13 protein-coding genes are annotated in these 14,550 nt (G+C 74.2%); 7 read left to right on the forward strand and 6 right to left on the reverse strand.

The window, feature by feature from the left end:
• Positions 1 to 331: 331 nt before the first annotated feature.
• The 4 genes from OU787_RS15235 (at position 332) to OU787_RS15250 (ending at position 2,939) form a co-directional block, all read left to right on the forward strand.
• Positions 332 to 496 (forward strand): hypothetical protein, encoded by a 165-nt coding sequence (locus tag OU787_RS15235; RefSeq protein WP_162871565.1) that lies wholly within the window; start codon positions 332 to 334, stop codon positions 494 to 496.
• Positions 497 to 572: 76 nt separating this feature from the next.
• Positions 573 to 866 (forward strand): Dabb family protein, encoded by a 294-nt coding sequence (locus tag OU787_RS15240; protein WP_030457466.1) that lies wholly within the window; start codon positions 573 to 575, stop codon positions 864 to 866.
• A gap of 204 nt (positions 867 to 1,070) precedes the next feature.
• Entirely contained in the window at positions 1,071 to 1,928 is an 858-nt protein-coding gene (locus tag OU787_RS15245; protein WP_030457467.1) for an RNA polymerase sigma factor SigF, read from the forward strand.
• A gap of 156 nt (positions 1,929 to 2,084) precedes the next feature.
• The gene (locus OU787_RS15250) at positions 2,085 to 2,939 is read left to right on the forward strand and encodes an RNA polymerase sigma factor SigF (RefSeq protein WP_030457468.1); all 855 of its coding nucleotides are present in this window, start codon (positions 2,085 to 2,087) and stop codon (positions 2,937 to 2,939) included.
• A 60-nt stretch (positions 2,940 to 2,999) separates the two neighbouring features.
• Here the strand turns inward: OU787_RS15250 and OU787_RS15255 are convergent, their stop codons facing one another.
• The 3 genes from OU787_RS15255 to OU787_RS15265 form a co-directional block, all read right to left on the reverse strand.
• Complete coding sequence (locus OU787_RS15255; protein WP_030464759.1) at positions 3,000 to 3,914, reverse strand: IS982 family transposase; 915 nt, start codon at positions 3,912 to 3,914, stop codon at positions 3,000 to 3,002.
• Between the two features lie 259 nt (positions 3,915 to 4,173).
• Positions 4,174 to 5,022, reverse strand: a complete 849-nt coding sequence (locus OU787_RS15260) for a tyrosine-protein phosphatase (RefSeq protein ID WP_051816422.1) — start codon at positions 5,020 to 5,022, stop codon at positions 4,174 to 4,176.
• Positions 5,023 to 5,126: 104 nt separating this feature from the next.
• The gene (locus OU787_RS15265; protein WP_030457470.1) at positions 5,127 to 5,327 is read right to left on the reverse strand and encodes a hypothetical protein; all 201 of its coding nucleotides are present in this window, start codon (positions 5,325 to 5,327) and stop codon (positions 5,127 to 5,129) included.
• Between the two features lie 149 nt (positions 5,328 to 5,476).
• On the opposite strand from OU787_RS15265, the gene OU787_RS15270 reads away from it, so the two are divergent.
• Positions 5,477 to 6,433 (forward strand): aldo/keto reductase, encoded by a 957-nt coding sequence (locus OU787_RS15270; protein ID WP_030457471.1) that lies wholly within the window; start codon positions 5,477 to 5,479, stop codon positions 6,431 to 6,433.
• Positions 6,434 to 6,521: 88 nt separating this feature from the next.
• On the opposite strand, the gene OU787_RS15275 is transcribed toward OU787_RS15270, so the two are convergent.
• From OU787_RS15275 to OU787_RS15285, 3 genes are all read right to left on the reverse strand, one after another.
• Positions 6,522 to 7,490, reverse strand: coding sequence for a C40 family peptidase (locus tag OU787_RS15275; protein WP_051816423.1), 969 nt, complete (start codon positions 7,488 to 7,490; stop codon positions 6,522 to 6,524).
• Positions 7,487 to 8,851, reverse strand: coding sequence for an SPFH domain-containing protein (locus OU787_RS15280; protein ID WP_051816424.1), 1,365 nt, complete (start codon positions 8,849 to 8,851; stop codon positions 7,487 to 7,489). The genes OU787_RS15275 and OU787_RS15280 overlap by 4 nt, the downstream gene beginning before the upstream one ends.
• 211 nt (positions 8,852 to 9,062) lie before the next feature.
• Positions 9,063 to 12,524 (reverse strand): Ig-like domain-containing protein, encoded by a 3,462-nt coding sequence (locus OU787_RS15285; protein WP_268659658.1) that lies wholly within the window; start codon positions 12,522 to 12,524, stop codon positions 9,063 to 9,065.
• Positions 12,525 to 12,840: 316 nt separating this feature from the next.
• Between OU787_RS15285 and OU787_RS15290 the strand changes: the two genes are divergently transcribed.
• Together OU787_RS15290 and OU787_RS15295 are read left to right on the forward strand one after the other, a co-directional pair.
• Positions 12,841 to 13,257: a globin family protein gene (locus OU787_RS15290; RefSeq protein WP_030457475.1), complete on the forward strand. Its 417-nt coding sequence runs from the start codon at positions 12,841 to 12,843 to the stop codon at positions 13,255 to 13,257.
• Positions 13,258 to 13,267: 10 nt separating this feature from the next.
• Positions 13,268 to 14,467 (forward strand): globin domain-containing protein, encoded by a 1,200-nt coding sequence (locus tag OU787_RS15295; RefSeq protein ID WP_268659659.1) that lies wholly within the window; start codon positions 13,268 to 13,270, stop codon positions 14,465 to 14,467.
• Positions 14,468 to 14,550 lie beyond the last annotated feature (83 nt).

Below are 14,550 nucleotides of genomic sequence, written 5' to 3' on the forward strand. Positions count from 1 at the left end.
GCGGTGGGGGCAGCAGCTCCGGGGGGACGAGCTGCTGCCCCGGCGGAGGTCCCACAACCGGGTCCGCTTCGGGGGAAGCCGCGGTGCCCGGTCCCACAGCGGGGACCTCCGGATCGCCGTACCGGGGATTCCTGCCAGATCCTCGGTACATCAACCATCCTGCCGCGCCTCCCCGGTGGGGACATCCGGACAAAGCCCTGTCCGCGCGGGACCTTCGTCCCGGCGGGTGAACACGGCCCTCACCCCTTGCGCCGTCCGGTGGATAAGCTGCGGGTGGCAGGGCCGTGCGGGGAGAGGGCGGCGGCCCGACTCAGGGAGGCAGGCCCGTTCGATGGCTCAGGCGAAGAAGGTGGCCATGTGGATCGTGGTCATCTTCGTCATCTACACGATCATCACCTCACCGGAGCGCTCGGCGGACCTGGTGAAGTCCGGCTTCGTGGGCATCTCGGACGCCGCCAAGGCGGTCGGCTCGTTCATGACCGGACTGGTGCGCTAGTACCGTTGCGGGGTCCGTCCGTCGGGGGCGCACCCGTGACCGCGCGCGCCCTCCCCCACCCGCGAGGAGCGGCATCGTGATCCGGCACCTGGTCCTGTTCAAGCTCAACGAAGGCGTCACCGAGGAGGACCCGCGGGCCGTCGCGGGCGCCAAGGCGTTCGCCGAGCTCGGCGCGCTGATCCCCGAGCTGCGCGAGTGGGAGTGCGGCTGGAACTTCACCGAGCGGGACATCGCCCAGGACTTCGCCATCAACAGCCTGGTCGAGGACCGCGCGGCGCTGGCCGCGTACCTCGGCCACCCGGCCCATCAGGCCGCCGCCGCGCAGTGGCGCGAGTTCGCCACCTGGGTGATCGCCGACCTGGAGGTCTGACCCCCTCCCGGCCACCCCTCGTACACGCACGACCCGCCTCCCCCCGCCCTCCGCACGCGAGCGGGGGGTCTGGCGCGCTCCGCCGAATGCTGGACGGCCCGTCAACACGCCTCTACCGGGTGCTTGCCCGGCCACAGAGCGACTTGTGATGCTATGACCGGTTTTGCCGGAAATTGGCGAGGTGGTTCACGAGGGAGGGGTGACGTGTCCGTGCGGACGCAGCAGGGCAGTGCGCCGGAGGACCGGATCGAGGACCTGCCGGACCCTGTCGAGCTGGCCGCCCGACGCTCCGGCGGACGCGGCGCCGTGGACGTCCGCACCCTCACCCGGGTCCTGTTCGAGCGGCTCGCCGAACTCCCGCCGGGCGCCCCCGAACGCGCCCGGGTCCGCTCCGCCCTGATCGAGATCAACATCCCGCTGGTCCGCTACGCCGCCACCCGCTTCCGCAGCCGCAGCGAACCGATGGAGGACATCGTCCAGGTCGGCACCATCGGCCTGATCAACGCCATCGACCGCTTCGACCACGAGCGCGGCGTCCAGTTCCCCACCTACGCGCTGCCCACCATCCTCGGCGAGATCAAGCGCTACTTCCGCGACAACGTCCGCACCATGCACGTCCCGCGCCGGCTCCAGGAGCTCTGGGTGCAGGTCAGCGGCGCCATGGAGGAGCTGACGGTCACCCACGGCCGGGTCCCCAAGGTCCCCGAGATCGCAGCGAACCTGCGCATCCCCGAGGAGGACGTCCGGGCCTGCCTGGACGCCGGCCGCGCCTACAACGCCGCCTCGCTGGAGGCCGCCCAGGAGCACGAGGGCGGCCTCGCCCTGCTCGACCGGCTCGGCTACGAGGACTCCGCCCTCACCGACGTCGAGCACCGCGACATGGTCCGCCACCTGCTGGTCCAACTCCCCGAGCGGGAACGGCGGATCATCATGCTCCGGTTCTTCGCCAACCTCACCCAGTCGCAGATCTCCACCGAGCTCGGCATGTCCCAGATGCACGTCTCCCGCCTGCTGTCCCGGATCCTGTCCCGGCTGCGCACCGGCAACTCCTGGGAGGAGTGAGCCGCCTCCTGTTGCCCCGTGTCACCGCCGGATGACGAGTCACCACGTTCGGGTTTGCCGGGGCCGGTGCGCCGGTATTGAGCAGGAAGACCCGTCGACCGGGAACCACCGCGCGGTGGCGGCCGTTCGACAGACAGTCACGAGGGGGGTGGGCGCGTGTTCACAGAACCGGGCAGTGCGGTCATCGAAGCCGAAGCCGTCGCCGTACAGATCCCGGCCCAGGCCGGTCCCGCCGAGGCCCCCGACCGGGCCCTCGACACCCGCACGCTGTCCCGGGCGCTGTTCCGCCGGCTCGCCGGGCTGGAGTCCGGCAGCGCGGAGCACACCTACGTCCGGGACACCCTGATCGAGCTCAACCTGCCGCTGGTCCGGTACGCGTCCGCGCGCTTCCGCAGCCGCAACGAGCCGATGGAGGACATCGTCCAGGTCGGCACCATCGGCCTGATCAAGGCCATCGACCGCTTCGACCCGGACCGCGGCGTCGAGTTCCCGACCTTCGCCATGCCCACCGTGGTCGGCGAGATCAAGCGCTTCTTCCGGGACACCAGCTGGTCCGTGCGCGTCCCGCGCCGCCTCCAGGAGCTGCGCCTGGCCCTCACCAAGGCCGGCGACGAGCTCTCCCAGCGCCTCGACCGCTCCCCCACCGTCCCCGAGCTCGCCGGCTACCTCGGCGTCTCCGAGGAGGACGTGGTGGAGGGCCTGGCCGTCGGCAACGCGTACACCGCCAGCTCGCTCGACTCCAGCCCGGCCGAGGACGACGGCGGCGAGGGCCCGCTCGCCGACCGCCTCGGCTACGAGGACCTCGCCCTCGAAGGCGTCGAGTACCGCGAGTCCCTCAAGCCGCTGCTCGCCAAGCTCCCGCCCCGCGAGCGCCGGATCATCATGCTCCGATTCTTCGGGAACCTGACGCAGTCCCAGATCGGCGAGGAGATCGGCATCTCCCAGATGCACGTCTCCCGGCTGCTCACCAAGACGCTCGCCCACCTCCGCGACGGCCTCACCGCCGAGTAGCGGCAAGTGGGTGGAGGGGGCCCGGCGGCAGCCGGGCCCCTAGATGGTTGATGCGAAGGGTTAGTGGTCGTAGGCGGTCAGGGAGCGCATGACGGACTGGCCGGTGTGGTCGTTGTGCCAGATCGCGCTGGTCAGGGCGAGGACGCGTTGCAGGACCCGGACTGTCACGCCGCTCTTGGTGCGGCCTTGGTGGTGTTCGAGGTCAAGTTGGGCCTTGAAGGTCTGGTTCACCGACTCGATGACCTGTCGCAGCGGTTTGAACAGCGCCGATCCGGCTCGTGGGGGCTCGCCCCTGCGGGCGGGCCGCAGTAGTCGCACGCCGGTGGCGGCCAACTCGCACTCGAACGCGCGCCCGTAATAGTTCATGTCCGCGAGCAGGACCTGGTCGGGCCGGTTGCGGACGAGGTCCTGCTCGGTGGCGAGGAGGTCAAGCAGGACCTCGCGCTCCGCGGCCTTCGCGCCCGTCAGGGAGAAGGCCACCGGCAGGCCGTGTAGTGTGCACACCAGGTGCAGCCGCAGTCCCCAGAAGAACCGCGAGTGGCTGGCGCAGTATCCGTACTCCGCCCATCCGGCCAGCTCGGAGCGTTTCACGGTCTCACGGGAGCGGCCGCATTCCACCGGGGTGGAGTCGACGACCCACACATCGTCCGTCCACAGCGAGGTGTCCGCCGCGAGCAGGCGGTTGACGTGGGCGATCAGGTCGGCGGCCTTGCGCAGGCGCCGGTTGTAGCCGGACTGGCCGGGCAGGTACGGGAACAGGTGCCGCAGATGGGTGGTGGCGTGGCGGAGCCAGCGGCGCTCGGAGGTGAAGCCGAGCAGGGCCTGCATCACCGCCAGGGTCACCAGCTCGGCGTCCGTCAGCCTCGGCTTGAGGCCGATCGCGGGCCGCCATGGGGCCAGATACGGCGATTGCTTCAGCAGGTCGTCGGTCTTCACGTAGAGTGCGGTCGCGAGGGAGTCCAGGTCAGGCGTCACAACCGACCTTTGGACTCCCTCGCTTCATCTCATGCGCTTCAGGTGCCCTTGGCATCAACCATCTAGGCCCGGGCCGGTCGATCTTGTCGGATCAGCGCGCGGCGGTGGGCGCCCGGCTGGGAGTGCCGGCCCGACGCCCTCGTACTGGATGTACTCGGGTGTTGGGCCGGTGCTTCCAGGCGGGATGCCCAGGGGGCACCTCCCAGCCCCCCTTGGGGCTGGGGGAGTCGTGCGCCCGGCAAGATCGGCCGGACAGGGCCTAGACGGTGCAGCCGGCCCGGAGACTCGCCAGGTGCTCGGCGGTGAGGCCCAGGCCGTCGTGCCAGAAGTGCTCGAAGTCGTCCCAGCCGCGGGCGAGTTCCTCGAAGGCCGCGTCCAGGTAGGCCTCCTCCGCGCGGGCCAGCGGCCGCATCAGCGGGTCGACCCGGGCGATCAGGGCCGCCGAGCGCTCGTTGGTGAGCAGGTAGTCCGCGCGGACGCTCTCCCGGTCCACGCCCAGGGCGGTGAGCAGCAGGGCCGCCGTCCAGCCGGTGCGGTCCTTGCCGGCGGTGCAGTGGAAGAGCACCGGTGCGCCGCCCGCCTCGGCGGCCAGCCGCAGCACGGTGGCGAAGCGGGAGCGGGCGACGGCGTCGGTGACGAACCAGCGGTACATCGAGGTCATCATCGCGGCGGCCCGGCCGTCCCCGAGGGCGGCGTGCACGGCCGCCGGGTCGCCGCTGCCCAGCGCCCGGCGCAGTTCCACGTACAGGTCGAAGTCCGCGGAGAACACCGGCAGGTGGTGCAGGGTCGGCCCGAGCCCGTCGGCCGCCGCGACGGTGAGCGTCGCCGCGGCGTCCAGCGGCAGCACGGCCGCGGGCAGGCCCGGGACGAGGTCGGCCCCGAGGTGGCGGACCTCGTCGAGGCTGCGCAGGTCGACGACGTGCCGCAGCCCGAGCGCGCCGAGCAGCGCCCGGTCGTCCTCGCCGAGCCGGCTGAGCGCCTCGGTGCGCAGCAGCGCGCCGGGGCGGACGGTGCGGCCGTCCGCGGTGCGGTAGCCGCCGAGGTCGCGGGCGTTGGCGGCGGCGGCCAGGCCGAGGCTTCTGGCGGTCTCGGTGGACGGCGCGGTCACGGGTGCCTCCTCGCGGCGGTGCGGCGGACCCGGCCAGTGTAGGCACGCCCGACGGCGGGACCGCCCGGGGTGTCCGGTCGGCCCCGTGCGGGTGCTCCCGGGTGCTACTTGACGGCCAGCCAGATCACGCCGGCGACGACCGCCAGGACCACGATGGCCCCGATGACGACCATCGGGGTGCGGCTCGACGAGGAGCTGCTGCCGTAGGTGGTGACGGTGCCCGGGGCCTGCGCGGCCGGGGCCTCGTCGACGAACGCCCGGAACATCTGGGTGGAGCCGGCGGGGTCGTAGTCGTTGTCAGCCATGGACGGGACTCTAGCCCGCCCGGGCAGCCCGACGACACCCCGGTCCCCGTCCCCGGGCAGGTCTGCACGCTCCCCTCACCTCGGGCGACCGGGGGGTGAACGCACGGTCCGCCGGAATCAAGCCGGACCCGAACGGGTTGTCTCCCGTCATGACCAACAGTGACGCCCCCCGGGTGACCCTCGGCCCCTCCGACCTCGCCGTCTCCCCGCTGGCCCTCGGCGGCAACGTGTTCGGCTGGACGGCCGACACCGCGCAGTCCTTCGCCGTGCTCGACGCGTACGCGGCGGCGGGCGGCAACTTCCTCGACACCGCGGACGTCTACTCGGCCTGGGCGCCGGGCAATTCCGGCGGCGAGTCGGAGACGGTGATCGGCGAGTGGCTGCGCAGCCGCGGCAACCGCGAGCAGATCGTGGTCGCCACCAAGGTCGGCATGCTGTCGGGCCTGGACAACCTGCGCCCGGAGACGATCCGGCGCGGCGCGGAGGAGTCGCTGCGCCGGCTCGGCGTGGAGCGGATCGACCTGTTCTACACCCACCGGGACGACCCGGAGACCCCGGTCGAGGAGATCGTCACGACGCTGGACGCGCTGGTCCGCGAGGGCAAGGTGCGCGAGGTCGCCGCGTCCAACATCGGCCCGGAGCGGCTGGCCGCCTCGCTGGAGTTCGCCGCCCGCGAGGGCCTGGCCAAGTACGTCGCGGTGCAGCCGCACTACAACCTGGTCTCCCGCGACACCTACGAGGGCCCGCTGGCGGACGTGGCCGCCGAGCACGGCCTGTCCGCCGTCCCGTACTACGCGCTGGCCTCGGGCTTCCTGACCGGCAAGTACCGCCCGGGCGCGGCCGTCGACTCGGCCCGGGCCCAGGGCGCGGGCCGCTACCTGGAGGAGCCGCGCGGCCTGCGGGTGCTCGCCGCCCTGGACGAGGTGGCCGCGGCGCACGGCGCGCAGCCCGCCGCGGTGGCGCTGGCCTGGCTGGCCGCGCAGCCGACGGTGGCGGCCCCGCTGGCCAGCGCCCGCACGGTGGAGCAGCTGCCGCCGCTGCTGGCCGCCGCCTCGCTGGAGCTGACCGGGGCGGAGCTCAAGCTGCTCTCCGAGGCGTCCGCCTGACGCCTCGTCGGGCCGCACGACGGCGCCCCTCCCGCAGCACGCGGGAGGGGCGCCGTCGGTTTCCCCGCCGTCCGGTTGTCCCGGCCGTTCAGGGGCGGCCGAAGAAGTCCGGGTAGTAGCCGCTGTTGAGGCGGGAGACCCGGACGTCCTTGCCGGGGCGCGGGGCCTCCACGTACGTCCCGTCGCCGAGGTAGATGGCCACGTGGTGGATGCCGGATATCCGGCCGTTGCTGGACCAGAACACCAGGTCGCCGCGCTGCAGCTGCCCGGAGCCGATCGGGGTGGCGGCCCGGTACTGGTCGTCGGCGACCCGCGGGGTGGAGACCCCGGCCCGGCGGAACGCCTGCTGGACCAGGCCCGAGCAGTCGAACCCGTTAGGCCCGTTGCCGCCCCACACGTACGGCTTGCCGACCTGCGCCAGCGCGTAGGACACCGCCGCCTCCACCCCGCTCGCGGCGGACTGGCCGGACTGGCCGGACGAACCGGCGGACTGCCCGGAGGAGCCGCGGTCGCCGGTCCGGGCGACGTAGACGTCGTGGTGGCTGGTGTAGCGCCACTCGCCGGCCGCGTTCCTGAACCAGTAGACCCGGCCGTCCCAGCCCTGCCGGATCCCGCCGGAGGACTGCGCGGGGGCGGACTTCGCCGGCGGGGACTGCGGCTGCGCGCTCTTCGCGCCGCCGGTGCGGTCCAGGTAGACGTTGCGCCACTTGGTGTAGCGCCACTCGCCGGCCGCGTTCTTGAACCAGTAGACCTTGCCGTCCCAGCCGGGGCCGGACGGCGCGGGCATGGCCTGCGCGGTGCCCGCGTCGAGGCCGAGGCCGACCGCTCCGGCGCCCGCCAGCACGGTGCCGGCCAGCAGGGCCGACCGCACGGCGCGGTGTATTCGGCCCACCCGCTCGGCCGCGCCGGACCCGCCGGTGCGGACGGCCGACCGGGCGCACGCGGCGCAGCGGCAGGCCGGCGCACCGTCGGATTCGGCGAAGCCCAGCAGCGGGGCCCCGGCGAAACCCGGGAGGTCGGTGGGGTCGGTGGATATCGAGGCGAGCGCGGTGGTCACGCGGGTTTCCCTTCCTTGCGGTGCGGGCGGGCGGCCGGGGCGGGCACCGAGGCGGTGACCCCGGCCGGGGCGACGAACGCGACCAGCAGCTGCTCCATCAGGGCGCTGCGCGCGCTGTCGTCCAACTCGTGGGCGGTGGCGCGCTCCAGGCGTCGCACCGCGAGGGCGGCGGCCTCCACCGCGTCGTCCACCAGGACGGTCCGCAGCCCGGCGTCCAGGTCGGCGAGCCGGCGGCGGCGCATCGACTCGGCGACCTCCGGCGCGTAGTCCAGGGCCAGCGGCTGCACCGAGTACACCTCGACCCCGGCCGGGGCGGTCTCGGCGGCCAGCGCCCGGGTCAGCTCGTCGGCGAACCACTGGCCGTCGCGCAGCGCGGGCCCGGGTGCGGAGTTGGAGTCGCACGGCAGCAGGGAGGCGGTTCGGGTAAGGACGGCCTGCACCTGCTCGCGCAGATACGTTTCGTGTTCGGCGATGCCCAGCGTCACCCGGGCGGTGTCCTTGACCCGCCAGACGATCAGCAGCCGCACCACCAGCGGCGTCCCGGCCCGGTCGGTGACGTGCACCGGCTCGCTGCGCCAGTGCCGCAGCCGGACGTCCACCCGGCGGCGGCGCAGCAGCGGGTTCACCCAGAGCAGGCCGGTGCGGCGGACGGTGCCCCGGTAGCGGCCCCAGCGGGTCAGCACCCGGGTCTCGCCGCCCGGGTTGGAGAGCATCCCGCCGAGCGCGGCCAGCATGACCAGCCCGATCCCGCTGACCGCGGCGACCGTGCCGTCGCCGACCTGGGCCCGCCCGCTGTCCAGCGCGGCCGGGCCGCGCAGGTCCGGCACCCCGGGCAGTTGCGGGAGCACCCCGGCCCGGGCCAGCACCAGCAGCACCCCGGCCGCGCCGGCCAGCAGCACCAGCAGCGGCAGCCAGCCCGGCAGGGCGAACGCGCGCCGCTCGCGCAGCGACTGGTCCGCGCGCGGCGGTCGGCGGTGGGTCGCGGCCTCGGCCGCGGTCGGGTGCGCCGCCACCGGCTCGGCGCCGGCCGCGCTGAGCCGGCGCAGTTTGCCGGACGGGGCGCCGGCGGGCTCGACGGTGACGGGCTCGACGGCGGGCCGGGGCGCGGGCGGGAGCACGGACGGGTCGTCCGCGCCGACCGGCACCAGGCGGGCCGGGTCGACGGCCGGGTTCACCACCGGGAGCGGCTGGGTGGCCGGCCCCCGGTCGAGACCGTCCTCGGCCGGCGGGGCGGTGGTGATCAGCGGCTTGGCCACCGCTCTGGCGACCGCCTTGGACAGTTGGGTCGCACCGACCGGGGGCTCGGGTGCGGCGGGGGGCCAGGAGTTGGGTCGCGGCGACGAGTCGCGGGTGACGTCCATGCACGTGTCCTAAGGGTCAGAGTGTCGCGCACCGGGCGGCCCGGATCTGACGGGCAGTGCCAGACTCAGGCTAAGTTGATAAGTCATCAAATGCGACATTTGCCAAGGGGTGTGTCGGTTTGTCCGCTCAGCGGACACGGGACGGCCCGCCCGCGCTGAGCTGCGGGAACGAGCGGGCCGACCGGAGCTCGGAACCGGAACGGACGGGCCGTCAGCGACGCCGGGTGCCACTCCCCCGGCCGAACACCCGGCGGGTCAGCAGCCCCACGCCCGCCGCGATCAGCAGCGCCCCGCAGGCCAGCCCGCGCCACCCGGTGGCCGCCGCCCGGTGCGCCGCCGCCACCACGTCCGGCGGCGGCGCGGCCGGCGTCCGCGACTGCGGCTGCGCCTGCGCCTCGTCGTCCTGCGGCTCCGGATCGGGAGCGGCCACTGCCGGGTCGTCGGACGCCGGGACCAGGGCCGACGCCGACGCCGACACCGACGCCAACGGGGCCTGGGACGGCGGAACGGACGGTGGAACGGACGGCGGAGCGGACAGGACCGTCACAGCGGCCGAGGCCCCCCGAGTCGACGTCGGCACCACCGGCGACGGTGTACCGGCCGGAGACGTCGCGGCGGGCGGGGTCGCGGCGGGCGGCGGCGTGGTCGCGGGCGGCGTGCCTCGGGTCGGCGCGACCGCCGCAGGCTCCACCGGACGGCCCGGCACCCCGGACGGCGCGGGCGCCGCAGCGAGCTGACCACCCGTCGGACCGACGGTCGACGGCACCGCAGGGGCTGCCGGAACGGCCACCGGGGCGGGAGGAACCGGCGGTGCCACGTCCGACGGCACCGGCAACGTCAACGCGGGCCCGGCCACCCCACCGGAAGACTCCGACGCGGATGCGGACGGCGAAGGCGACGCACTCGGCACCACGATCGGCAGCACCACGTCCGGCGGCACCGGCAACGTCAGCTCGGGCTCGGAAGCCCCACCGGACGGCGAGGACGACACGGACGGGGCGGGCGACGCCGATCCGGACGCGGACGGCGACGGCGACGGGGCTGCGGACGTGGACGCGGACGGCACCGTGGACGGCGACGGCGACGCACTGGGCACGTCGTCCTGCCCACCCGTCGGCGGCACCACGATCGGCAGCACGTCGGGCGGCACCGGCACCACCGGTACCACCGGCGTAGGAACCGCCGGGATCGACACGGAGGGCACGGCACTTGACGGTGCATCGGGCACAGCCACCACCGACGTCGAAGCCGACGCCGAACCGGACGGGGACGCGGAGGCCGACGCGCTCCCACTCATGCTCCCACTCATGCTCGCACTCGCGCTCGCGCTCGGACTGACCGTCACCTCGGCACTCGCACTCGGCGCCGCACTCACACTCGGGCTCGGGCTCGGCGTCACAGCCTGACTCGGACTCGCGCTCGGGCTCGCGCTCGCGCCCGGCGTCGCTGCCGCGACGCGGACCGGCACCGGGTCGCCCGGGGTGCCGTTGCCCGCCGGGTCGGTGGCGGTGGCGAGGAGGGTGAGGTCGCCGGGGGCGAGGTCGTGGGCGGGGGTGCAGGACCAGGTGCCGTCGGGGGCGGTGACGGCGCTGCAGGCGGTGGTGCGTTCGTCGCCGTGGCCGGTGGTGGCGGTGACGGTGACGGTGGTGCCGGGTTCGGCGCGGCCGGTGAGCTTGGGGCGGGCGGTGTGCAGGAGTTCGCCGCTGCCGGGGGCGGTGAACTGGGGGCGGTCGGGGGCGACGGTGTCGACGGTGAGGGCGACCGCCTTGCCGTCCGCGTGGTTGCCGGCGCCGTCGTCGGCCCGCGGGGTGAGCTGGTAGCGGCCGTCGGCGAGGTTCTCGACCGGCAGGCAGGACCAGGTGCCGTCGGCGGCTACGGCGGTGGAGCACAGGTCGCCGCGGCCCTGGCCGGGGGCGTCCGCGGTGACGGTGACGGTGGAGCCGGGTTCGCCGAGGCCGGTGAGCAGCAGGCCGGGGTCGTTGGTGTAGGCGGGCAGGGTGAGGACGGGGGCGGTGGGCGGCGTGGTCCGGACGGTCAGCCGGAACTCGTCGCCGCGCAGCACCATGCCGGTGCGGGTGGTCTCCACCGGGACGAGGGTGTGGGTGCCCTCGGCGAGCGGCCGGTCGGGGCGGCAGCTCCAGGAGCCGTCGTTGCCGGCCTTGGCGGTGCACAGGGTGGTGCCGTTCTCCTGGACGGCGATGCTCGCCCCGGCGACCGCGCCGTCGCCGCGGAACTCGGGGCGGGGCTCCCGGGTGGTGCTGCCGGGGACGGGCAGGCCGACCTGGGGTTTGGCGGCGCCGATCGAGATGCCGACCTTCTGGTCGACGACCTGCCCGGAGTCGGCGAAGCCGCCGGGGGCGACGAGTTGGGAGCCGCTGCGGGCCAGCCGCAGCCGGACCCAGGTGTCGCCGCCGGCCGCCCCGGGCGGGACCTGCCACTCCAGGGCGGCGTGGTCCGCGCCGGCGGGGACGTCGGCCTGCACCCGCTCGAGCGGGTCGAAGCGGCCGTTGTGGTCGAAGTCGATCCAGCCGGCCAGGACGGCGGGGCCGCCGCCCGCGTTGACCGGCACGTCCAGGTGGTAGTAGCGGCCGACGGCGGCCTCGGTGGGGAACTTCAGCGTCGGGTCGGCGCCCTGGTACTCGGCGCGGCCGGGCTGCAGCAGCGGCGGGGGCGGGCTGGCCCAGGGGCTGCGGCGGCTCTCCCCGCCGTCGATCTCCACGCTGGGGGCGACCGGCCCGGCGTCGGGCGGCGGCGGGGGCGGGCTCGCGGGCGGGCCGGGCTGCAGCGGCTGCTCGACGGACTGGGCGAGGCCGGGGCGGGCCCGGGTGGCGGAGGTCGCGGCGTCCTGCCCGAGGAACAGGTCGGAGACCAGGTGGGAGACGTTCCCGTACTCCTGCGGGGCGCTGCCGAGGCCCTCGTCGAGGGTGACGGTGTACGCCTGGCGGAGCGGGGCGGGCGGGGTGGTGGAGCCGTCCCGGGCGGTGGAGCGCTGCTCGACGCGCAGCGACACGGTCGTGACGGTGCCGGCGAGTTCGAGGGTGCCGGTGCCGTCGGCGGTGCCGTCCGGCCCGGCGTCGGGGGCGGGGGCGAGCTCGCCGGCGCCGACCGTCCAGCCGGGCCAGCCGGTGCGGCCGACCAGGGCGGGGGCGGCGGGGCTGCCGCCGGTGACGGTCAGCCGGGTGCTGGTGCCGGTGCTGCCGTCCTTCGAAGTGGCCGTTCCGGCAAGGCCGCTGACGTGCAGTCGGGGGTTGCGGACCGGGCGGGAGAAGGAGAGCTGGAGGGTGCCGAGGGTGTGCCAGGAGCCGTCGGCGCGGGGGCGGCGCTCGGCGGCCTGGAAGGTCTCGGCCGGGTCGCCGGGGCGGATGCCGTCGGTGTAGGGGCCGGCTCCGCCGCCGGTGCGGTCGGCGAGCTTGCCGGGCGCGGTGTCGACGCCCACCCCGGGGACGGCCGCGTAGTCGAACTGGACGGTGAGGCCCGAGGGCAGGACGGCGCGCCGCTCGGCGGACCAGCTGTCCGGGGTCTGCTGGGCGGCCACCGGCGGGATGCCGAGGCCGGTGAGCAGCCCGGTGGCGATCAGCGCGGCGGTGCGCCGGCCGATGCGGGGGTGCGGCCGGTCACGGTCGGCCGGGCGGGCGTCGAGGGCCGGGGCCCGGTGCGGGAACTGTCGGCACATCCGGCTCTCCTCTCGGTGTCGTCGTCCGCCGGAATCGCGGTCCGATCACCATCGCGGTCCGATCGCCCTTCGCCCGAATGGTCATGACGATCCGACAAAAGGTAATCACGATCTGGTTTCGGTCATACCGCAACACCCGCTCATTTCCCCCGACACCACCCGATTGGCGGCCACTCGGTCAGCAGCATCTGGATACCCGCCCGACTCACCGTCAACTCCCACGAACAGGCACCAATCGGGTGCTACCGCCCAGTTGTTGACTTCCCGTCAATCCGGCCTGTTCGAATTGGTGGGTTTATCAGTAGAGTCGGCGGGCGTGACAATCGATCCCACTCTCATCAAGAGCAGCTTCGCCGTCGTCGAGCCCCACGGCAGCGAGGTCACCGCCTACTTCTACGCCCACCTGTTCGAGCACAACCCGGATGTGCGCAAGCTCTTCGCCGAGCACATGAACGACCAGCAGGACCGCCTCTGGGCCGCGATAGGCACCCTGGTCAACCGGCTCGAGGACACCGACACGGTGGTCAACGTGCTCCAGGGCCTGGGCCGCCGGCACATCGGCTACGGCGCCCTCCCCGAGCACTTCCCCGCCGTCGGCGGCAGCCTGCTCGCCTCCCTCGCGCACTTCGCCGGCGACGCCTGGACCCCGGAGATCGAGGCCGCCTGGACGGCGCTCTACGGCGTCATCACGGATGTCATGAGCGCGGCAATGACCGAAGAAGCCGCGGGCTGAGAGCCCCCCGGTGCCCTTCGACCCCGCGGTCATCCGCGCCAGCTTCGCCGTCGTCGAGCGCCGAGCCGATCAGCTGACCAAGTTCTTCTACGCCCACCTCTTCACCAACAACCCCGGTGTCGAAGAGCTTTTCCCGGCCAGGCTCGCCGAACAGCGCGACCGCCTCTTCGCCGCACTCACCCAACTCGTGCTGCGGCTGGAGGAACCGGAGAAACTCACCGGCTACCTGGCGGCACTCGGGCGCGACCACCGCAAGTTCCAGGCCGCGCCCGAGCACTACCCCGCCGTCGGCGCCAGCCTGATCGCCGCGCTCAAACACTTCTCCGGCCACTACTGGACCCCCGAGATCGAGAAGGCCTGGACCGAGGCCTACACCGTCATCTCCCAGGCCATGATCGACGCCGCCGCGGCCGTCCCCGACTCCACCCCGCGCTGGTGGAACGCCGAGATCACCGGCCACCGCCGCGCCACCTCCGACCTCGCGGTGCTCACCCTGCGGCCCGACCGGCCGTACCCGTTCACCGCGGGCCAGTACCTGACGGTCTGCTCCGACCGCCGGCCCCAGGTCTGGCGGCCCTACTCCGTCGCCTGCGCACCCCGTTCCGACAACACCCTGGAACTGCACGTCCGCCGGGTCCCCGACGGGACGGTGTCCACCGCCCTGGTCGACGAGGTCCGGCTCGGCGAACGGCTCCGGCTCGGCCCGCCGCTCGGCGAGGCCGTGCTCGCGCCCGGCTCCGACCGGCCGCTGCTGATGGTCGCGGCCGGCAGCGGCTGGGCCCCGGTCCGGGCCCTGCTGGAACAGCTCGCCCAGGACGGCGGACGGCCCGCCACGGTCTTCATCGCCGCCCGCGGCGACCGGGACCTGTACGACCTGGACTCCGTGCACGCCATGGTCCAGAAACACGCCTGGCTGCACGCCGTGCTCTCCGCACCCGACCGCGGCGCCTCCCGCAACGAGGCCGTCCGGCTGCTCCGCGAGGGCCTGCGCGAGTACGGCGACTGCTCCGGGCACGACATCCACCTGTCCGGCCCGCCCGACCTCGTCCCCGCCGTCGGCGCCCAACTCCTCGAGCAGGGCGCCGAGTCCACCCTCCTCCGGCACGACCCGGTCACGCCCACCTTCAACCGCAGCCGCCCGCTCACCCCCGCGGAGTGGTTCCTCGAAGAACGCGACGTGCCCTGGATCAACCGGACCGAACTCGGCTGACGCCGGTCCTGCCGCCCCCCGACCACCACAACGGGGGGCGGCAGGACCGGCGACACCCGGCGGGAGCACGACGAAGGCCCCGG

Source organism: Kitasatospora sp. YST-16 (genome assembly GCF_026802215.1).
In the GTDB taxonomy this organism is placed as follows: Bacteria; Actinomycetota; Actinomycetes; order Streptomycetales; family Streptomycetaceae; genus Kitasatospora; species Kitasatospora cineracea.

What these genes read in the sequence shown, in the direction of transcription:
- OU787_RS15235 (WP_162871565.1), top strand. Translation starts at nt 332, where the DNA reads ATGGCTCAGGCGAAGAAGGTGGCCATGTGGATCGTGGTCATCTTCGTC.
- OU787_RS15265 (WP_030457470.1), bottom strand. Translation starts at nt 5,327, where the DNA reads ATGGCTGACAACGACTACGACCCCGCCGGCTCCACCCAGATGTTCCGG.
- OU787_RS15270 (WP_030457471.1), top strand. Translation starts at nt 5,477, where the DNA reads ATGACCAACAGTGACGCCCCCCGGGTGACCCTCGGCCCCTCCGACCTC.
- OU787_RS15280 (WP_051816424.1), bottom strand. Translation starts at nt 8,851, where the DNA reads ATGGACGTCACCCGCGACTCGTCGCCGCGACCCAACTCCTGGCCCCCC.
- OU787_RS15285 (WP_268659658.1), bottom strand. Translation starts at nt 12,524, where the DNA reads ATGTGCCGACAGTTCCCGCACCGGGCCCCGGCCCTCGACGCCCGCCCG.